The 19,220-nt window shown below is 71.2% G+C and carries 18 protein-coding genes; all 18 read right to left on the reverse strand.

Annotated elements, in window-relative coordinates; all coding sequences use genetic code 11:
• The 18 genes from ACIA8O_RS29425 to thrC all read right to left on the reverse strand — a co-directional run bounded on the left by ACIA8O_RS29425 (position 1) and on the right by thrC (position 19,216).
• On the reverse strand, positions 1-915 hold the full coding sequence (locus tag ACIA8O_RS29425; RefSeq protein WP_396297006.1) for a F0F1 ATP synthase subunit gamma: 915 nt from the start codon (positions 913-915) through the stop codon (positions 1-3).
• Between the two features lie 32 nt (positions 916-947).
• On the reverse strand, positions 948-2,522 hold the full coding sequence (atpA, locus tag ACIA8O_RS29430; protein WP_396297007.1) for a F0F1 ATP synthase subunit alpha: 1,575 nt from the start codon (positions 2,520-2,522) through the stop codon (positions 948-950).
• Positions 2,523-2,674: 152 nt separating this feature from the next.
• Positions 2,675-3,490 (reverse strand): F0F1 ATP synthase subunit delta, encoded by an 816-nt coding sequence (locus tag ACIA8O_RS29435; protein ID WP_396297008.1) that lies wholly within the window; start codon positions 3,488-3,490, stop codon positions 2,675-2,677.
• Positions 3,487-4,056 carry a F0F1 ATP synthase subunit B gene (locus tag ACIA8O_RS29440; protein WP_396297009.1) on the reverse strand — a complete coding sequence of 190 codons (570 nt, stop codon included), beginning with the start codon at positions 4,054-4,056 and terminating at the stop codon, positions 3,487-3,489. Before ACIA8O_RS29440 ends, ACIA8O_RS29435 begins: the two co-directional genes overlap by 4 nt.
• Before the next feature lie 47 nt (positions 4,057-4,103).
• Positions 4,104-4,337, reverse strand: a complete 234-nt coding sequence (gene atpE, locus ACIA8O_RS29445) for an ATP synthase F0 subunit C (RefSeq protein WP_345290108.1) — start codon at positions 4,335-4,337, stop codon at positions 4,104-4,106.
• 83 nt (positions 4,338-4,420) lie between these two features.
• A complete protein-coding gene (atpB, locus tag ACIA8O_RS29450) occupies positions 4,421-5,251 on the reverse strand; it encodes a F0F1 ATP synthase subunit A (protein ID WP_345290107.1) in 831 nt (276 codons plus the stop codon).
• Between the two features lie 264 nt (positions 5,252-5,515).
• Positions 5,516-5,941, reverse strand: coding sequence for a hypothetical protein (locus ACIA8O_RS29455; protein ID WP_396297010.1), 426 nt, complete (start codon positions 5,939-5,941; stop codon positions 5,516-5,518).
• Between the two features lie 301 nt (positions 5,942-6,242).
• On the reverse strand, positions 6,243-7,535 hold the full coding sequence (locus ACIA8O_RS29460) for an MraY family glycosyltransferase (RefSeq protein WP_396297011.1): 1,293 nt from the start codon (positions 7,533-7,535) through the stop codon (positions 6,243-6,245).
• 193 nt (positions 7,536-7,728) lie between these two features.
• Entirely contained in the window at positions 7,729-8,988 is a 1,260-nt protein-coding gene (gene glyA / locus ACIA8O_RS29465) for a serine hydroxymethyltransferase (protein WP_396297012.1), read from the reverse strand.
• A 117-nt stretch (positions 8,989-9,105) separates the two neighbouring features.
• A complete protein-coding gene (locus ACIA8O_RS29470) occupies positions 9,106-9,747 on the reverse strand; it encodes a protein-tyrosine-phosphatase (RefSeq protein ID WP_396297191.1) in 642 nt (213 codons plus the stop codon).
• A 47-nt stretch (positions 9,748-9,794) separates the two neighbouring features.
• The gene (locus ACIA8O_RS29475) at positions 9,795-10,442 is read right to left on the reverse strand and encodes an L-threonylcarbamoyladenylate synthase (protein ID WP_396297013.1); all 648 of its coding nucleotides are present in this window, start codon (positions 10,440-10,442) and stop codon (positions 9,795-9,797) included.
• Positions 10,443-10,608: 166 nt separating this feature from the next.
• Positions 10,609-11,475: a peptide chain release factor N(5)-glutamine methyltransferase gene (gene prmC, locus ACIA8O_RS29480; protein ID WP_345290100.1), complete on the reverse strand. Its 867-nt coding sequence runs from the start codon at positions 11,473-11,475 to the stop codon at positions 10,609-10,611.
• An 18-nt stretch (positions 11,476-11,493) separates the two neighbouring features.
• Positions 11,494-12,570 (reverse strand): peptide chain release factor 1, encoded by a 1,077-nt coding sequence (prfA, locus tag ACIA8O_RS29485; RefSeq protein ID WP_396297014.1) that lies wholly within the window; start codon positions 12,568-12,570, stop codon positions 11,494-11,496.
• 120 nt (positions 12,571-12,690) lie between these two features.
• Positions 12,691-12,918, reverse strand: a complete 228-nt coding sequence (gene rpmE, locus ACIA8O_RS29490; RefSeq protein ID WP_345290098.1) for a 50S ribosomal protein L31 — start codon at positions 12,916-12,918, stop codon at positions 12,691-12,693.
• Between the two features lie 146 nt (positions 12,919-13,064).
• Complete coding sequence (locus ACIA8O_RS29495) at positions 13,065-14,159, reverse strand: LCP family protein (protein ID WP_396297015.1); 1,095 nt, start codon at positions 14,157-14,159, stop codon at positions 13,065-13,067.
• A gap of 160 nt (positions 14,160-14,319) precedes the next feature.
• Positions 14,320-16,401 (reverse strand): transcription termination factor Rho, encoded by a 2,082-nt coding sequence (gene rho / locus ACIA8O_RS29500; protein ID WP_396297016.1) that lies wholly within the window; start codon positions 16,399-16,401, stop codon positions 14,320-14,322.
• Positions 16,402-16,935: 534 nt separating this feature from the next.
• Entirely contained in the window at positions 16,936-17,853 is a 918-nt protein-coding gene (thrB, locus tag ACIA8O_RS29505; RefSeq protein ID WP_396297017.1) for a homoserine kinase, read from the reverse strand.
• Between the two features lie 277 nt (positions 17,854-18,130).
• Positions 18,131-19,216: a threonine synthase gene (thrC, locus tag ACIA8O_RS29510; protein WP_396297018.1), complete on the reverse strand. Its 1,086-nt coding sequence runs from the start codon at positions 19,214-19,216 to the stop codon at positions 18,131-18,133.
• Positions 19,217-19,220: the final 4 nt, after the last annotated feature.

Consider the following 19,220-nt stretch of genomic DNA (forward strand, 5'->3'; position numbering starts at 1 on the left):
TCATTCGCTCCCGCGGCTAGCGTCAGCAAGGGCGTTGGCACCGCCGACGATCTCGCTGATTTCCTGGGTGATCTCGGCCTGACGGGCCGAGTTGGCAAGCCGCGTGAGCGACTTGATGAGCTCTCCCGCGTTGTCGGTCGCGGACTTCATCGCGCGCCGGCGGGCGGCGTGCTCCGAAGCGGCCGACTGCAGCAGCGCGTTGTAGATCCGGCTCTCGACGTACCGCGGCAGCAGGGCGTCCAGGACGCCCTCGGCCGACGGCTCGAAGTCGTACAGCGGGAAGATCTCGGCCTTGGCCGGCTTCTCCGTGCTGAGCTGGACCTCGTCCAGCTTCAGCGGCAGGAGACGCGCGTCCTGGGCGGTCTGCGTCAGCATCGACTCGAACTTCGTCGACACCAGGTGCAGCTCGTCCACGCCACCGACCTCGGCCGTGAAGGCCTCGATCAGGTCGCTCGCGACGGCCTTGGCGTCACCGTAGGTCGGCTTGTCCGAGAAGCCCGTCCACGACCCCGCCACCTCAAGGTTGCGGAAGTTGTAGTACGAGACGCCCTTGCGGCCGACGATGTACGTCGCGACGTCCTTGCCCTCTTCGCGGAGCCGCGCGGTGAGCGCGACGGCCGCCTTGATGGCGTTGGTCGAGTAGCCACCGGCCAGACCGCGGTCCGCGGTGATCACCAGGACGGCGGCGCGCGAGGCGCCGGCCTTCTCGGTGGTCAGCGGGTGCTTGGCGTTGGACCGGGTGGCCACCGCCGTCACCGCACGGGTGAGCTCATCGGCGTACGGAGTGGAGGCGGCCACCGCGCGCTGCGCCTTGACGATGCGCGACGCGGAGATCATCTCCATCGCCTTGGTGATCTTCTTCGTCGCGGTGACAGAGCGGATCCGGCGCTTGTAGACCCGAAGCTGTGCTCCCATGGGTCGTTACGTCCTTTCCCTCGCTACCGGACTCAGGCCTGCTCGCCGAGCAGCTTGCCGTCGGCGGTGGTGAAGCCCTGCTTGAAGGAGGCCACGGCCTCGGTCAGCGCGTCGATGGTGCCGTCCTCGAGCTTCGAGGTCTCGACGATGCCCGCCAGCAGCTCCTTCTTGGAGGTGCGCAGGAAGTCGAGGAACTCGCGCTCGAAGCGACGGATGTCGGCGACCGGGACGTCGTCCAGCTTGCCGGTGGTGCCGGCCCAGATGGAGACGACCTGCTCCTCGACCGGGAACGGCTGGTACTGACCCTGCTTCAGCAGCTCGACCATGCGGGCGCCGCGCTCCAGCTGGGCCTTCGAGGCCGGGTCCAGGTCGGAACCGAAGGCGGCGAACGCCTCCAGCTCGCGGTACTGGGCCAGGTCGAGGCGCAGACGGCCGGCGACCGACTTCATGGCCTTGATCTGGGCGGAGCCACCGACGCGGGAGACCGAGATGCCGACGTTCACGGCCGGGCGGATGCCGGCGTTGAACAGGTCGGACTCCAGGAAGCACTGGCCGTCGGTGATGGAGATGACGTTGGTCGGGATGTACGCCGAGACGTCGTTGGCCTTGGTCTCGATGATCGGCAGACCGGTCATCGAGCCGGCGCCCAGCTCGTCGGAGAGCTTGGCGCAACGCTCCAGGAGGCGCGAGTGCAGGTAGAAGACGTCACCCGGGTAGGCCTCGCGGCCCGGCGGACGGCGGAGCAGCAGCGACACGGAGCGGTACGCCTCGGCCTGCTTCGACAGGTCGTCGAAGATGATGAGGACGTGCTTGCCGTCGTACATCCACTCCTGGCCGATGGCCGAACCGGTGTACGGAGCGAGGTACTTGAAGCCGGCCGGGTCGGAGGCGGGAGCAGCCACGATGGTGGTGTACTCCAGCGCGCCGGCCTCCTCCAGGGCGCCGCGGACGGACGCGATGGTGGAGCCCTTCTGGCCGACGGCGACGTAGATGCAGCGGACCTGCTTCTTCGGGTCGCCCGACTTCCAGTTGTCGCGCTGGTTGATGATCGTGTCGATCGCCACCGCGGTCTTGCCGGTCTGGCGGTCGCCGATGATCAGCTGACGCTGGCCACGGCCGATCGGGGTCATCGCGTCGATGGCCTTGATGCCGGTCTGCATCGGCTCGTGCACCGACTTGCGGACCATGACGCCGGGGGCCTGCAGCTCCAGGGCGCGACGGCCGGTGGCGGCGATGTCGCCCAGACCGTCGATCGCGTTGCCCAGCGGGTCCACGACGCGGCCGAGGTAGCCGTCGCCGACCGGGACGGAGAGGACCTCGCCGGTGCGGTGCACCGTCTGGCCCTCCTCGATGCCGCTGAACTCGCCGAGGACGACGACACCGATCTCGCGCGCCTCGAGGTTCAGCGCGAGGCCGAGGGTGCCGTCCTCGAACTTCAGCAGCTCGTTGGCCATGACCGAGGGCAGACCCTCGACCTTGGCAATACCGTCCATGGCCTCGGTGACCGTACCGACCTCTTCACGCGAGGCGGCGTCCGGCTGGTACGACTGGACAAAGCCGGCCAGCGCGTCCCGGATCTCCTCCGGACGGATCGTAAGCTCCGCCATCAGGCTTCCCTGCTCTCCTAGTTTGCGATCCTCGGCCCGCCATTGAGGGCCGCAAGTATTCGACTCTCGGCCGGGTCGTGCGAACCGGCCGTACGTTTTGCCGGCTCCATGCGGAACCGGTTCCCGACCGAGGGTCGGATGGTGCTGGTGCGTCAGCCTTCGAGGGCCTGACGAGCGCCCTCGAGGCGGCTCGACACGGTGCCGTCGATGATCTCGTCACCGATCTGCACCCGGACGCCGCCCTGGACCGCGGGGTCCACGTCGATGTTCAGGTGCACCTGGCGGCCGTAGAGCCGGCCCAGCGAGTTCGCCAGGCGGTCCTTCTGACCGTCCGACAGCGGAACGGCGGTGGTGACCAGGGCCACCACGCGGTCCCGCCGGGCGGCGGCGAGCTTGGAGTAGAACTCCAGGCCCTGCTCCAGGCTACGGCCACGCGGGTTGGTGACCAGGGCGGTGACCAGGCGGACGGTGCCCGCGTTGGCCCGGCCGCCGAGCAGCTTCTTGATCAGCTCCGCCTTGGCGGCGGGGCCGGCCTTCGGCTCGGTCAGGGCGCCGCGCAGCTCGTGCGAGCCGCTGACGATCCGTCCGAAGCGGAACAGCTCGTCCTCGACGTCGTCCAGCTGGCCGACCTTGTCGGCCGCGATGACCTCGGCGTACGCGGCGAGCTCCTCGACCGCGTCGACCAGGTCACGGCCACCGGACCAGCGGGACCGGACCAGGCCGGACAGCAGGTCCACGGTCTCGCCGGAGACCTGGCCGGACAGCAGCGTGCCGACGAACTGCGCCTTGTCCTGGCCGTCCCGCGCGGGGTCGGTCAGCACCCGGCGCAGCGAGACCTCGCGGTCCAGCAGCGCCGTCACGGCGGTGAGCTCCTCGGCCAGCTTGACCGCGGACACCGAGGTGTCGTCGGTCAGGCTCTGGAGGTTCTCCCGGCCGGCGGCCAGGGCCTCACGGCTGGCGCCGATCACTTGGACGCACCCTGGGCCGCAGAGGCCTTGGCCTCCAGGTCGTCCAGGAAGCGGTCGATCACGCCGCTCTGCCGGGCGGAGTCCTCGAGGGACTCGCCGACGATGCGGGAGGCGAGCTGCGCGGCGAGCGAGCCGACGTCCTGACGCAGGACCGCGGTGGCCTGCTTCTTGTCGGCCTCGATCTGCGCGTGACCGGCGGCGACGATGGCCTCGCGCTGACGCTGGCCCTCCTCGCGCATCTCGGCGATCAGGGCGGCGCCCTGCTCACGAGCCTGCTCGGTGATGCGAGCGGCCTCGTGACGCGCCTCGGACAGCTCGGCACGGTACTGCTCAAGCAGGGCCTGGGCCTCGGCCTGAGCAGCGTCCGCGCGCTCCATGCCGCCCTCGATCGCGTCCCGGCGGTCCGCCAGCACCTTCTCGATGCTGGGCAGGAGCTTCTTGCCGAGGATGCCGAAGACGATGAAGAAGCAGAGCAGGCCGATGACGATCTCGGGCCACGCGGGAAGCAGGGGGTTCATCTTCTCCCCCTCCTCCGACGCGAGGAGGAGAGCCACGGAGGCGCTCATATCTGAACCTTTCGTCGAAAAGGGCTACGACAGGTAATTACGGAGAATTACTTGCCGGCGCCGAAGACGAACGGCATGACGATGCCGATGAGGGCGAGCGCCTCGGTCAGCGCGAAGCCGATGAACATGTTGGAGCGGATCAGGCCGGCAGCCTCGGGCTGACGGGCCATGGCCTGCACACCGTTGCCGAAGATGAGACCGACGCCGATGCCGGGGCCGATCGCGGCGAGGCCGTAACCGATGGAGGCGACGGAACCGTAGACCTCAGCGAGCTGCGACATTTCATGTCCTTTGCGGGGTGGTGAGCCGGTGGTGGTTGGCCACCGGGCGATCTTGGGGAGTGTGCAGCCGGCGGCTGCGGGGCTCAGTGCGCCTCTTCGAGGGCACCGGCGATGTAGCTGCTGGCGAGCATCACGAAGATGTAGGCCTGCAGGAACTGGACCAGCAGCTCGAAGGCGGTCAGGCCGATGGTCACCACGAAGGAGACCGAGCCGTACAGCGCGCCGATGCTCGGGCTGAGCAGGTACCAGGAGGCGATGGAGAACATCACGATCAGCAGGTGGCCCGCGAACATGTTCGCGAAGGCTCGGACCGCGAGCGTGAAGGGGCGCACGAAGATGTTCGAGAAGAACTCGATCGGCACCAGGATGAACATGACCCAGCCCGGGATGCCCGACGGCCAGCAGAGGTTCTTGAACCCGCCCACGAAGCCGTGGGTCTTGAAGGTCAGGAACATGTAGGTGAACCAGACCACGGCCGCCAGGCCCGCGGGGAAGGCGATCGCCGACATCACCGGGAACTGCGCGAACGGGATGATCGACATGATGTTCATGATCCAGATGAAGAAGAACATCGAGACCAACATCGGGACGTACTTCTCGCCCTTTTTGCCGATCGTCTCCAGGACGATGGACCGCTTGACGAAGTCGTAGCCGATCTCACCGACCAGCTGCAGCTTGCCCGGGAGCAGCTTCGGCTTGGCGAACGCGGCCCAGAAGAAGGCGATCACCAGGAAGGCGCAGATGAACGCCAGCAGCATCGGCTTGTTGAACTCGACGCCGCCGACGGTGAAGATCGGCTTGAACTGGAACTCGTTCAGACCCGGGGCAGGGAAGCCGCAACCGGAGAACAGGTGGCACCCGGCCTCAGAGGCGAGCTGCTTCACGTCAGCAGACACCACAGACTCCTTCGTCATGACGCATGGTTACGGCAACCTCGGTGTGTCGGCGTGGCCTGCGGCCACGGTGCGGCACTGGAACTTGATGGGGATCTCGCCGACCGCGCGCGGTGTCCTCGGGAACCGCGGGATCGTTGAAGACTGTCTGAGTTCGGGGGGCGATCCGTCCGCTGGGCGGAGGGACCAGGCCGCTTCCCGTACTCGTTCGTCGCGACGGACGATAGCAGTCCGTCAGGAGGGCATAAACACCGCCCCCCTCGTGAGAGGGACAGGCAGGCCGGCTCACGGCTTGTCGTCCTTCTTCGCCGAGGAGGTGGTCTCCACGTAGTAGAGCTTGGCCTTCATCCCGGCGCGGACCTGGAAGCCGGTCCAGATCAGAACGCAGCCGAGCAACGTGAAGGCGAACACCTTGGTGTCGAAGAGCGTCGTGTCCTTGAACACCGCGAGCACGATGCCGACCAGCAGGATCTGCGTGGTGTACACCAGCAGCGCGGCGGCCATCAGCATCTGCGGGTTGTTCCTGGTCAACCGCTCCAACGCGACCTGGCCGAAGGCGAAGAACGCCAGCACCAGCAGGGTCGCGAAGAGAGCACCGATCAACCCCTTGCTGCCCACCACCACGGCGGAGATCGCAGTGGCGAGGGCCCCGGCGACCGCAGTGGGGATTGCGGCGCCGCGGAGGGGGATCCGGGCGTCGTGGGACGGCATGTCGGCAACTCCGGCGGCATGTCGAGAACGGGGGACGGCGCTTGGGACGCGGTGTGGGACCGTACCGAGAACGTCCAGCCGCTGACCCGGCCGCCCGACGGCGAGCCCGTCGAGGAAGCCTGCCCAGGGACGGAAGTCCTCCACCTGTCAGGTCTTTCGGCGCGTACTCGGTACTCGTGAACGGTATCACAAACTATTTGATGAGAGCTTTACCATGCCGGTGTGGCACCTGTCACACCAAGGGAGCAAGGGTGCCGCCGTACGGGTGACGGCAGTTGACGGACCGTCAGACGACGCGGCGTCAGCCCTGCCCGCCGTGGCGGACGCCGCCCACCGCGGTCGCGCCGGTGCCCAGCCGGCCCAGCAGCTCCTCGTCCTCGGCCGACAGCGCGGCCTCCGCCGGGACCTCGGTGACCTGCGGCTCGGGCGCCTTGCGGTACCGGGGCGGCACGAAGGCCTGCACCGCGCGGGGGGCCCGCGGGCGGAACCGCGGCATCAGCAGCACCACGATGCCGAGCAGGCAGAGCCCGGCCATCCCGAGCACCAGGGCGCGGCCGCGGCCCGGCACGGAGAAGGCGACGGTGCCGAAGGCGATCAGCGCGGCCCAGAAGTACATGATCAGCACGGCCCGGCTGTGCGAGTGGCCGACCTGCAGCAGCCGGTGGTGCAGGTGCTGCTTGTCGGCGGCGAACGGCGACCTGCCGGACCAGGTGCGGCGCACCACGGCGAGCAGCAGGTCGGCCAGCGGCAGCGCGATCACGGTGAGCGGCAGCAGCAGCGGGATGTAGATCGGCACCAGCTCGTGCACGGTGGCGGTCTGCGACAGGGTCTGCGCGGTGATCAGGTCGGGGTCGACGCGGCCGGTGATGGAGATGGCGGCCACCGCCAGCATCAGGCCGAGCATCATCGAGCCGGAGTCGCCCATGAAGATCCGGGCCGGGTGCAGGTTGTGCGGCAGGAAGCCCAGGCACATCCCGATCAGCACCGCGCTGAACAGCACCGCGGGGGCCGCGTCGTTGATCCCGTAGCCGTACCAGAGCCGGTACGAGTACAGGAAGAACGCCATCGCGGCGATGCAGACCATGCCGGCCGCCAGGCCGTCCAGGCCGTCGATGAAGTTCACCGCGTTCACCATGACGACCACCAGGGTGACCGAGATGATCATGCCCATGGTGGGGGTGACCGCCACCGGGCCGACGCCGGGCACCGGGATCGAGATCACCGTGACGCCCTGCCAGACCATCACGCCGGCCGCGATCATCTGGCCGCCGAGCTTCACCAGGGCGTCCACGCCCCACTTGTCGTCCAGCACGCCGAGCAGCCACATGATGCCGGCCCCGGCGAGCAGCGCGCGGATGTCCGCCGACTGGATGAACAGGCCGCTCAGCTTGGTGAGTTGGGAGGCCACCAGGAGGCCCGCGCAGAGCCCGCCGAACATCGCGATGCCACCGAGGCGGGGGGTCGGCTCGCGGTGCACGTCGCGCGCCCGGACCGGCGGCATGGCGCCGGCCAGGATGGCGAACTTCCGCACCGGGCCGGTCAGCAGGTACGTGACGGCCGCGGTGACGAACAGCACCAGCAGATACTCACGCACCACTGGCCTCCGGTGTGACGGTCTGACGGTCGGATACCGAAGGTACCCCCGTGGCTGCCCGGGATTCGAGGTGCGTCGTCGTCACGGAGCACACCTTATTGAGTCCGACGCGCCGCGTGTGCACCGCGGTTCGCCTTACCGGGTGCCGAATCCGGAATCGCCGCCCGATCGCCGCGGGCCGGCCGCCGCTCCGTCAGTTCCGGGCGAGCTCCCCGGCGATGCTCCGGACCCGGGCCCCGACCGCCGGATCGGGGCCCGCCGTGAGCAGCCGCCCGATGAGTCCGCCCAGCTCGGCCATGGTCTCCACGGCCATCCCCTGGGCCGCCACGGCCCCGGTGCCGAGCCGGATCCCGGAGCCGACCGAGGCCGGCTCCGGGTCGTACGGGAGTGCGCACTTGCCGAGCACCAGTCCGGCGGCCGCGCAGCGGCGCTCGGCCTCCAGGCCGGTCAGACCGAGCGGGCCGACGTCGGCGGTCACCAGGTGGGTGTCGGTGCCGCCGGTCAGCGGGGCAGCCCCGGCCAGGCCCAGCTCCCGGGCCAGGGAGCGCGCGCCGTCCACCGCACGCCGGAGGTACACACCGAACTCCGGCGTGTCCGCCTGCGCGAACGCCACTGCCTTGGCCGCCACCTCGTTCATCGCCGCCCCGCCCTGGCTGAACGGGAAGACCGCCCGGTCCACCCGCTCGGCCAGCTCCTCCCCGCACAGCAGCAGCCCGCCGCGCGGCCCGCGCAGCAGCTTGTGGGTGGCCGCCACGGTGACGTCCGCGTACGGCACCGGCGAGGGCGCCAGCCCGGCCGCCACCAGGCCGGTCACCTGGGAGACGTTGGCGATCAGGTAGGCGTCCACCTCGTCGGCGATCTCCCGGAAGGCCCGCCAGTCCAGGTGCCGGGGGTAGGAGATGCCGCCCGCGATGATCGCCTTGGGGCGGTGCAGCCGGGCCAGCTCCCGCACCTGCTGGTAGTCCACCAGGTGGTCCTGCTCGTGGACGCCGTAGCCGATGAAGTCGAACCACCGGCCGGAGAAGTTGGCCTTGGAGCCGCAGCTCAGGTGCCCGCCGTGCTCCAGCGACATCGCCAGCACCACGTCGCCCGGCCGCAGCAGCGCCGCGTACGTCGCCAGCACGGCCGAAGTCCCGGACCGGGGCTGGACGTTGGCGTGCTCGGCGCCGAACAGCCGCTTGGCCCGGTCGACCGCGAGCAGCTCTGCGGCGTCCGCCAGCGAGCAGCCGGCGTGGTGGCGGCGGCCCGGGTAGCCCTCGGCGTACTTGTCCACGAGTGGCCCGGTGAGGGCGGCCAGCACCGCCCGGCTGGTCAGGTTCTCCCCCGCCAGCAGTTGGACGCTCTCGGCCCGGCGCCCGGCCTCGGCGGCCAGCAGGTCGGCCAGCTGAGGGTCCGCCAGCCGCAGCGCGGCGGGCGCCTCCCAGGAGAGCTGCACATCGGAGGTGACGGTCATGGGGTGCTCCCGGGCGGCACGGTGGGGCGGCACCCCCAGCGTAGGACGGCCCGCACCCGACGGCCCGTCAACGCACCCAACCGGGCCCCGCCCGGCCCGGCCGCACCGGCCGGGACCTCAGCGGGCGACGCCGGTCAGCGCCGTCACCACCGGGTCCAGGGCGTCGAATATCTCCTCGCCGCAGTTGCGGAACATCCCGATCGGCGCGCCGTACGGGTCGTCCACCTCGTCCGACTCCGGGGTGGAGGCCAGCAGCCAGCCGCGCAGCGCGGCGGCCGAGCGCACCAGCGCCCTGGCCCGCTCGGTGGCCTGGGCGCCGCCGCGCGGGTCCGGCAGGGTGGACGGGTCGATCCGCCGCACCAGCCGGGTGAACTCCTTGATGGTGAAGGTGCGCAGGCCCGCCGCGTGGCCCATCGAGATCACCTGGGCCCGGTGGTCCAGGGTGGCGGTGAGCACCAGGTCCGCGTCGATCACGTGCTCGTCGAGCAGCTCGCGCCCGGCGAAGTTGTCCGCCGCGACCCCGTACTCACCGAGCACGGTGACGGCGTGCGCCTCCATCGGCGCGCCCTCGTGGCCCCACGTCCCGGCGCTCTCCACCACGAACCGCCCGGCGGCCACCGCGGCCAGCCGGGCGTCCAGCTCGTGCCGGGTGAGCCGCTCGGCTATCGGCGAGCGGCAGACGTTGCCCGTGCAGACGAAGAGGATGCGGAAGCTGTCCAGCGGCCGGGGCGCCACGGTGACGTAGCCGGGCCCGGGCAGCGCGCCGCCGGGTATGGCGGCGTCGACCCCGTACAGCGAGGCCGCTGTCAACTGCCGGCCTCCAGGTCCGGGACGACCTCCCTCAGCTGCTCGGCGCTGATCGCGCCGGCCCGCAGCAGGACCGGGACCTTGCCCGTGACGTCGACGATGCTGGACGCCTGGCCGAAGTCGGCGTTGCCGCCGTCCAGGTAGACCGCGACCGAGTCGCCCAGCTGGTTGTAGGCGTCGTCGCAGGTGGACGGCGAGGGGCCGCCGGTCTTGTTGGCGCTGGAGACGGCCATCGGGCCGACGTTGTTCAGCAGCTCCAGCGCGACGGGGTGCAGCGGCATCCGGACGGCCACGGTGCCCCGGGTGTCGCCCAGGTCCCAGCGCAGCGAGGGCTGGTGCTTGGCGACCAGGGTCAGCCCGCCCGGCCAGAACGCGTCCACCAGCTCCCAGGCCTGCTCCGAGAAGTCGGTGACCAGCCCGTGCAGGGTGGTCGGCGAGCCGACCAGCACCGGGGAGGGCATGTTCCGGCCGCGGCCCTTGGCCTCCAGCAGGTGGGAGACCGCCTCCGGGCTGAAGGCGTCCGCGCCGATGCCGTAGAGCGTGTCGGTCGGCAGCACCACCAGCTCGCCCCGGCGGACCGCCGAAGCGGCCTCGCGCAGCCCGGTCTCGCGGTCGGCTGCGTCTGCGCAGTCGTAGCGGCGGCTCATCGGTGCGGTCCCCTCTCGGAAAGCTGACAGGTCGTCAAATGACGCTTCACAGCGAGGCCCCGCGGGCCGTGGCGCTGTGCCGGATGTTCACGACGCCCTTCGGGCGGTCGTGCTGTGCGCGGTGTTCACGACGACGCCCTTCGGGCGGTCGTACTGTGCCGGCTGTTCACAACGACGCCCTTCGGGCGGTTGTGAAGCGCGGCCGGTTGTTGAGGTCCCGGTGGTCGGCGGCGTCGGTCCAGCCGCTCTCCTCGCGGAACACCCACGGCACCTGGCCGCCCTGGGTGTCGGCGTGCTCGATGACCACCACTCCCCCGGGCCGCAGCAGCCGGGCGGCCACCCGCTCGATGCCGCGGATGGCGTCCAGGCCGTCCTCGCCGGAGAACAGCGCCATCTGCGGGTCGTGGTCGCGGGCCTCGGGCGCGACGTACTCCCACTCGGTGAGCGGGATGTACGGCGGGTTGGAGATCACCAGGTCGAAGCGGCCGTCCCAGGAGCGGTCGTCCTCGAAGGCGCGGGTGGCGTCGCCCTGGTGCAGCACCACGCGGGCCCGGTCGGAGCTGGCCTCGACGTTGCGCCGGGTGTAGGCGAGCGCGCCCTCGTCCAGCTCGAAGGCGTGCACGGTGGAGCGCGGCAGCTCCTGTGCCAGGGCGAGCGCGATCGCGCCGGAGCCGGTGCACAGGTCGACCACCAGCGGCTCGGCCACGTCCATGTCGCGGACGGCGTCTATGGCCCACTCGACCACGGTCTCGGTCTCCGGCCGGGGCACGAACACCCCGGGGCCGACCTCCAGCTCCAGGTAGCGGAAGAACGCCCGCCCGGTGATGTGCTGGAGCGGCTCGCGCGCCTCACGGCGCGAGACGGCCTCCCAGTACCGGGCGTCGAAGTCGCCGTCCTTCACCGTGTGCAGCTGGCTGCGCTTGACGTTGTGGACGTGGGCGGCGAGCTCCTCCGCGTCGAAGCGCGGCGACGGCACCCCGGCCGCGGCCAACCGCTGGGTGGCCTGGGCCACCTCGGCGAGCAGCAGGTTCATCCGTCCACACCCCTCGGGTCAGTTCTCCTGCGCGGCGGCCAGCTTGGCCGCAGCGTCGGCGTCCACGCAGGACTGGATCACCGCGTTGAGCTCGCCGTCCAGCACCTGGTCCAGGTTGTACGACTTGAAGCCGGTGCGGTGGTCCGAGATGCGGTTCTCCGGGAAGTTGTACGTCCGGATGCGCTCCGAGCGGTCCACCGTGCGGACCTGGCTGCGCCGGGCGTCCGAGGCCTCCTGCTCGGCCGCCTCCTGCGCGGCGGCGAGCAGCCGCGAACGCAGGATGCGCATGGCCTGCTCCTTGTTCTGCAGCTGGCTCTTCTCGTTCTGGCAGGACGCCACGATACCGGTCGGCAGGTGGGTGATCCGGACCGCCGAGTCGGTGGTGTTCACGGACTGCCCGCCCGGGCCGGAGGAGCGGTAGACGTCGATCCGCAGGTCGTTGGCGTGGATCTCCACCTCGACCTCCTCGGCCTCCGGGGTGACCAGCACGCCCGCCGCCGAGGTGTGGATGCGGCCCTGCGACTCGGTGGCCGGGACGCGCTGCACCCGGTGCACGCCGCCCTCGTACTTGAGCCGGGCCCAGACGCCCTGGCCGGGCTCCGCGTTCCCCTTGGTCTTCACGGCGACCGAGACGTCCTTGTAGCCGCCGAGGTCGGACTCGTTGGCGTCGATGATCTCGGTCTTCCAGCCGACCCGCTCGGCGAACCGCAGGTACATCCGCAGCAGGTCCCCGGCGAACAGCGCGGACTCCTCGCCGCCCTCGCCGGCCTTCACCTCGAGGATGACGTCCTTGTCGTCGTTGGGGTCGCGCGGCACCAGCAGCAGCCGCAGCTCCTCGGTCAGCTCCTCCTGGCGGGCCTCGGACGCCTTCGCCTCGGCGATGAAGTCCGAGTCCTCGGCGGCCAGTTCACGGGCCGTCGCGATGTCCTCCCCGGCCTGCTTCCAGGCCAGGTACGTCCGGGTGATCGGGGTCAGCTCGGCGTACCGCTTGGCCAGCTTGCGGGCGTTGGCCTGGTCGGCGTGGACAGCGGGGTCGGCCAGCCTCTTCTCGAGGTCGGCGTGCTCGGCGAGGAGCTCTTCGACTGCCTCGAACATCGGGTGGGCCTACTTCCGGGTGGTGAGGGGGAGGGTGCTGCGGGGAGGGGAGAGACGCGAACGGCGCCGGTCCGGACGCACCCACGGATGGGTACGACCGGAACCGGCGCCGTACGGACGCTAGTCGTCCTGCTTGACCGAGAGCTTCTTGCCGAAGCGGGCCTCGAAGCGGGCGACACGGCCACCGGTGTCCAGAATCTTCTGCTTACCGGTGTAGAACGGGTGGCACGCGGAGCAGACCTCGGCGCGAATGACGCCGGACGTCTCGGTCGAACGAGTGGTGAACTCGTTGCCGCAGGTGCAGGTGACGTGGGTGACCACGTACTCGGGGTGAACGTTGGGCTTCAAGGGGTTCTCCTAGTGATCGGGAGGGCACCGGGTCGGCGGCTGACAGCCGCACGTGAACCGGGACCGACGGACCAGTCTGCCAGGACTGGGCGCATCTTCCCAAACCGGGTTGCGCCCCCGGGTATTCCGGCCCCGCCGGGAGGGCCTCAGCGCTTGGCGCGGGAGGCCTTCGGGCTCGCCGAGGGGGTGGCCTGGGCCGGGTTCGCGGGCTGCTCGGCCAGCACCTGGGCTGGCACCGGCTGGTCCTCCTCGAGCGCCTTCCAGAGCTGGGCGGCCCGGGGCTCGGCCGGGACGACCCGGTTGGGGTCGGCGGGGGCCGTGACGACCGGCAGGGTGACCATGCTCAGCTCGTCCGGGCCGATCTTCTTGAGGCTCTCCGCGAGACCGGTCAGCGCGCTCACCGAGGCCAGGTCGGAGTCGGTGGTGACGGACCTGGTGAGCCGGTCGGCCACCGAGAACAGCTTGGCCGGGTTGGTGGTCAGCCCCAGGCTCTTGGTCTGGGCGAGGATCGACTTCACCATCTGCTTCTGCAGCTCGATCCGGCCCAGGTCGCTGCCGTCGCCGACGCCGTGCCGGGTGCGGACGAAGGCCAGCGCCTGCTCGCCGCCCAGGTGGTGCGCGCCGGCCGCCAGGTGCAGGCCGCTGTCCTTGTCGTCGATGGGCACCGTGGTGGTCACGTCCACCCCGCCGATGGCGTCGATCAGCCCGGCGAACCCGGCGAAGTCGATCTCGACGTAGTGGTCCATCCGCAGCCCGGTGAGCTGCTCGGTGGTCTTCACGGCGCAGGCCGGACCGCCGCTCTCGAAGGCGGAGTTGAACATCACGCCCTTCGCGGCGGGCACCGCCTTGCCGGCCGTGGAGGTGCAGGCGGGGCGGGACACCAGGGTGTCCCTGGGTATCGAGACCACCTGCCCGGCGGTGTGGTCCTGGTTGACGTGGACCACCATCGCGGTGTCGGAGCGGGCGGTGCCGTCGGTGTTCCCGCCGGCCAGGTTCCCGTTGGCACCGCCGCGGGAGTCGGAGCCCAGCACCAGGACGTTGAAGGAACCGTCGGTCGCGGCGGGCGGACGGGCGGTGCCCAGCTGGGCGTTGATGTCGACGCCCTTGATGTTGCCGTTCAGCTTCCAGTACGCGTACCCGGCGGCGCCGCCGCCCAGCACCAGCAGCCCGGCGACGCCGCACACCACGGTCCGTCGTAGTCGGACCTTCCGGGGGACGACCTTGCGTCGGTGCTCGGCCATATCGCCTCTCGTCCTCACTCTCAGGGGGGCTCTGGTCGGTATGACCTCAATCCGAGCATAAGCGAACCGGATTCCGATAAGTCCCTTTCCCAGAACTGCCCGAGAAGACGCGAGGACCCCGGGTCGCGGTTGCGTCCCGGGGTCCTCGGTGTGCGGATCGTCAGTCGCCGGAGCCCGGCGTGCTCTTGGCGATCTGCATCAGGAACTCGGCGTTGCTCTTGGTCTGCTTGAGCTTGTCCAGCAGCAGCTCCATGGCCTGCTGCGAGTCGAGCGCGTGCAGCACCCGGCGGAGCTTCCAGGTGATCGCGAGCTCCTCGCTGCCCAGCAGGATCTCGTCCTTGCGGGTGCTGGAGGCGTCCACGTCCACGGCCGGGAAGATGCGCTTGTCCGAGAGCTTGCGGTCGAGCCGGAGCTCCATGTTGCCGGTGCCCTTGAACTCCTCGAAGACGACCTCGTCGGCGCGCGAGCCGGTCTCCACCAGGGCGGTGGCGAGGATGGTCAGCGAGCCGCCGTTCTCGATGTTGCGCGCGGCGCCGAAGAACTTCTTCGGCGGGTAGAGCGCGGTCGAGTCGACACCACCGGACAGGATGCGGCCGGAGGCCGGCGCCGCCAGGTTGTAGGCGCGGCCGAGGCGGGTGATCGAGTCCAGCAGGATGACCACGTCGTGGCCCAGCTCCACCAGGCGCTTGGCGCGCTCGATGGCCAGCTCGGCGACGACCGTGTGGTCCTCGGCCGGGCGGTCGAAGGTCGAGGAGATGACCTCGCCCTTGACCGACCGCTGCATGTCGGTGACCTCTTCCGGACGCTCGTCGACCAGGACGACCATCAGGTGGCACTCGGGGTTGTTGGTGGTGATCGCGTTGGCGATCGCCTGCATGATCATCGTCTTGCCGGTCTTCGGCGGGGCGACGATCAGACCGCGCTGGCCCTTGCCGATCGGCGAGACCAGGTCGATGATCCGGGTGGTCAGGATGCCCGGGTCGGTCTCCAGCCGCAGGCGCTCCTGCGGGTAGAGCGGGGTCAGCTTGCCGAACTCCGGGCGGTTGCGCGCCTGGTCCGGGTCGGTGCCGTTGACGGAGTCCAGCCGCACCATGGCGTTGAACTTCTCGCGGCGCTCGCCGTCGCGCGGCTGGCGCACCGCACCGGTGATGGCGTCACCCTTGCGCAGGCCGTTCTTGCGGACCTGGGCGAGCGAGACGTAGACGTCGTTCTGCCCCGGCAGGTAGCCGGAGGTCCGGACGAAGGCGTAGTTGTCGAGGATGTCCAGGATGCCCGCGACCGGGATCAGGACGTCGTCGTCGTTGACCTGCACCTCGGCCGGGCCGGCCTCGAAGCCGTCGCGGCGGCCGCTGCGGCCGCGGCGGTCGCGGTAGCGGCCCCGGCGGCCGCGGCGGCCGTCGCCGAACTCGTCGTCCTCGAAACCGCCCTGGGCGGCCTGCGGCTGCGACTGCGGCTGCGCGGCGGGCTGACGGCTCTGCTGCTGGCCGCCGTCCTGCTGCTGGGTCTGCTGGCCGCCCTGCTGACGGTCACCGCGCTCGGCGCGGTCCCGGCGGTTGCGGCGCTCGCGGCGGGACTCGCGGCCCTCGCCGTCCTGACCCTCGGCCACCTCGGTGCGCTCGCCGCCCTCGCGGCGGTCACGCCGGTCGCGGCGGTCGCGGCGGGTCTCGGTGCGCGCCTCGCCGTCGGCGGTGCGGGTCTCGGTACGGGCCTCGGCGACCACGGTGCCGGCCTCGGGGGCCTCGGCGGCCGGGGCGCCGGCGGCCGAGGTGGCCCGGCGGCGGGTGCGCTCGGTCCGGGCCGGGGCGGCACCGGTCTCGGCGGCGGCCTGCACCGGGATCTCGATCTGCGCCTGCGGCTCGGCGGCCGGGGCCGCGGCGGCCTTGGCCGTGCGGCGGGCCGGCTTCTCGGCGGCCGGAGCGGCCTCGGCGGCGGGCGCCTCGGCAGCGGCGGCGGCCTTGGTGGTCCGCTTGGCGGCCGGGGCCGCGGCCGGAGCGGCGGCACCGGCGAGCAGCGGGTCACCGCCGCTCTTCTCCTTGATGGCCTCGATCAGCTGGCTCTTGCGGAGGCGTCCGGTACCGCTGATCCCGAGGGTCGAGGCGAGCTTCTGCAGCTCGGCCAGGACCAGGCCGTCCAGGCCCGCGGCGGCGGTACGACGGCGCCGCGCCGGGGCCGCGGGGGCGGTGGCCGCGTCCGACGCCTCGGCGTCCGGGCGCGCGCCCATCAGATCGGTGGAGTCGCTCACTAAGGGTCCTTCCCTGGAGCGGACGTCGGCCTGTCTGGCTCGGCGACCGGTTGTGCTGTCCTGACCAACGCTCGACTGCGTCGGTCCGAGGCGGTGATCCCCCGAACGGCGCTGCCTATCGGGGAAGAGCTGTGATGTGCACTGTGGTGCGAAGTGGCGCGGGCCGGGCTTCGTGCCGACCCCGCTGCCCGCGATTCCCGGGCCCCCGTCGCGTGTCGGCGACCGGGCCCCATCCGGGCGCGGTGCTACGTGGGAGGCCGCGGGAGGGAGTCAGGTGCCGTCACGGCTTCGGGATACGGCCGCATCCGCGCAGGCAGGCTGCGTACGCGCTGCGGAGGGCTCCCGGAGGATCGTGGTCCCGTTCGGCCACGGCCCCACTCGTGCGGACTGGCCGCAGCTGTGGGAGGGCGGGATCGGGACGCGGCGCACCGCACCCCGGAGGGCATCTGGTGCAGCAATGAGGTTAACACTACCGACCCCCTGACACATTCCCCGGCCCTGTTCTCGTCAATCGTGTCCGCGCGGGCGAACCGCTCAGCCGTCCAGCGGCAGCACCTGGGCGCCGTTGGCGTCCAGGTCGAGCCGGTGCGCGGCGAAGTCCGGCCCCGCGAAGGAGAGCAGCTTCTCGGCCCCGGCCTCGTCCGCCAGCGCCAGCACCGTGGGGCCGGCGCCGGAGATCACGGCGGGCACGCCCTCGGCGCGCAGGGCGCCCACCAGGGCGGCGCTGCCGGGCATGGCGGAGGCGCGGTAGTCCTGGTGCAGGCGGTCCTCGGTGGCGGCCAGCAGCAGTTCCGGACGGTTCGTCAGGGCCTCGACCAGCAGGGCCGCGCGGCCCGCGTTGACGGCCGCGTCACCGAGCGGGACGGTCTTGGGCAGCAGGCCGCGGGCGGTCTCGGTGAGCACCTCGGTGGAGGGGATGAAGACCACCGGGACGACCCGGGAGGACGGCTCCAGGCGGACGGCCTTGGCGGACTCCTCGTCCGTCCAGGCGATGGTGAAGCCGCCGCGCAGACAGGCCGCGACGTTGTCGGGGTGGCCCTCCAGCTCGGAGGCGAGGGCCAGCAGGGCGTCGTCGTCCAGCGCGGACGGGCCGCCGATGGTGACGGCGCGGGCGGCCACGATGCCCGCGCAGATGGCGGCGGAGGAGGAGCCGAGGCCCCGGCCGTGCGGTATCCGGTTGGCGCAGACGACCTCCAGGCCGCGCGGCTGGCCGCCCAGTCGGTCGAAGGCGGCGCGCATCGAACGGACCATCAGATGCCGTTCGTCACGCGGCAGGGAGTCCGCCCCCTCGCCGGCGATGTCCACCGAGAGGCCGCTGTCGGCCACCCGGACCACCACGTCGTCGTACAGGCCGAGGGCGAGTCCGAAGGCGTCGAAACCGGGGCCGAGGTTGGCACTGGTCGCGGGGACCCGGACCCGGACGGCGGCAGCACGAAACGCGGGACCAGCCATGGTGGTGGGACTCTCCTGAGGGATGACGGCCCGGTTGGGGGGCGGGCCTGCGGTGGTACGTGTGCGGGGCCTGCGGTCGGCGCCCCGGCGGGCGGGCACGGCGCACGGCACGGCCCACTGCGGTCCAGACTATCGAAGACAGGTTCCAGAGCGGTACACCTCGTACCCCTCCGATCTGCCGTGTTGCCGAATCTGGCCGGAAATTGTGCGGCTCCGCGCACGGAACGGACACCGCGGGCCGACCCCCGAAAGGGTCGGCCCGCCTGTTGACGCGACGTCAGTCCAGCAGCCCCAGGCGGCGGGCGGCCGCCTCCGGGTCGATCGGGACGATCTGCGGCTGCGGCGCGCCGGCCACCGCCCAGTCCGGGTCCTTGAGGCCGTTGCCGGTCACGGTGCAGACGATCCGCTGGCCCGGGTCGACCAGGCCGGCCTCCGCCTTGGCCAGCAGGCCGGCCACCGAGGCGGCCGAGGCGGGCTCCACGAAGACGCCCTCCTGGGAGGCCAGCAGCCGGTAGGCGGACAGGATCTGACGGTCCGTCACCTTGTCGATGAGGCCGCCGGACTCGTCCCGGGCGGCCAGCGCGTAGTCCCAGGAGGCCGGGTTGCCGATCCGGATCGCGGTGGCGATGGTCTGCGGCTTGAGCACCGGGGCGCCGTCCACGATGGGGGCCGAGCCGGAGGCCTGGAAGCCCCACATCCGCGGGGTGCGGGTGGCGAGGCCGTCCTTGGCGTACTCGGTGTAGCCCTTCCAGTAGGCGGTGATGTTGCCCGCGTTGCCGACCGGGAGGACGTGGATGTCGGGGGCGTCGCCGAGCATGTCGACGATCTCGAAGGCGGCGGTCTTCTGGCCCTCGATGCGCACCGGGTTCACCGAGTTGACCAGGGCGACCGGGTACTTCTCGGAGAGTTCACGCGCCAGGGTGAGGCAGTCGTCGAAGTTTCCGTCCACCTGGAGGATCTTCGCGCCGTGCACCAGGGCCTGGCCCATCTTGCCGAGCGCGATCTTGCCCTGCGGCACCAGCACGGCGGAGACCATGCCCGCGCGCACCGCGTACGCGGCGGCGGAGGCCGAGGTGTTGCCGGTGGAGGCGCAGATGACGGCCTGGGCGCCGTCCTCCTTGGCCTTGGAGATGGCCATGGTCATCCCGCGGTCCTTGAAGGAGCCGGTCGGGTTGGCGCCCTCGACCTTGAGGTAGACCTCGCAGCCGGTGCGCTCGGAGAGGACCTGGGCCGGGACGAGCGGCGTGCCGCCCTCCAGCAGGGTGACGACGGGGGTGTCGGCGGTGACCGGCAGACGGTCGCGGTACTCCTCGATGAGCCCGCGCCACTGGTGGGTGTGACCGCTCTGGACTACGGCGTTCATGGTG

This window comes from Kitasatospora sp. NPDC051853, from assembly GCF_044452665.1.
Taxonomy (GTDB): domain Bacteria; phylum Actinomycetota; class Actinomycetes; order Streptomycetales; family Streptomycetaceae; genus Kitasatospora.

Coding starts and splice junctions, on each gene's coding strand:
- ACIA8O_RS29425 (WP_396297006.1), bottom strand. CDS start 915: ATGGGAGCACAGCTTCGGGTCTACAAGCGCCGGATCCGCTCTGTCACC.
- atpA (WP_396297007.1), bottom strand. CDS start 2,522: ATGGCGGAGCTTACGATCCGTCCGGAGGAGATCCGGGACGCGCTGGCC.
- ACIA8O_RS29440 (WP_396297009.1), bottom strand. CDS start 4,056: ATGAGCGCCTCCGTGGCTCTCCTCCTCGCGTCGGAGGAGGGGGAGAAG.
- atpE (WP_345290108.1), bottom strand. CDS start 4,337: ATGTCGCAGCTCGCTGAGGTCTACGGTTCCGTCGCCTCCATCGGTTAC.
- atpB (WP_345290107.1), bottom strand. CDS start 5,251: ATGACGAAGGAGTCTGTGGTGTCTGCTGACGTGAAGCAGCTCGCCTCT.
- ACIA8O_RS29455 (WP_396297010.1), bottom strand. CDS start 5,941: ATGCCGTCCCACGACGCCCGGATCCCCCTCCGCGGCGCCGCAATCCCC.
- glyA (WP_396297012.1), bottom strand. CDS start 8,988: ATGACCGTCACCTCCGATGTGCAGCTCTCCTGGGAGGCGCCCGCCGCG.
- ACIA8O_RS29475 (WP_396297013.1), bottom strand. CDS start 10,442: ATGAGCCGCCGCTACGACTGCGCAGACGCAGCCGACCGCGAGACCGGG.
- prmC (WP_345290100.1), bottom strand. CDS start 11,475: ATGAACCTGCTGCTCGCCGAGGTGGCCCAGGCCACCCAGCGGTTGGCC.
- prfA (WP_396297014.1), bottom strand. CDS start 12,570: ATGTTCGAGGCAGTCGAAGAGCTCCTCGCCGAGCACGCCGACCTCGAG.
- ACIA8O_RS29495 (WP_396297015.1), bottom strand. CDS start 14,159: ATGGCCGAGCACCGACGCAAGGTCGTCCCCCGGAAGGTCCGACTACGA.
- thrB (WP_396297017.1), bottom strand. CDS start 17,853: ATGGCTGGTCCCGCGTTTCGTGCTGCCGCCGTCCGGGTCCGGGTCCCC.
- thrC (WP_396297018.1), bottom strand. CDS start 19,216: ATGAACGCCGTAGTCCAGAGCGGTCACACCCACCAGTGGCGCGGGCTC.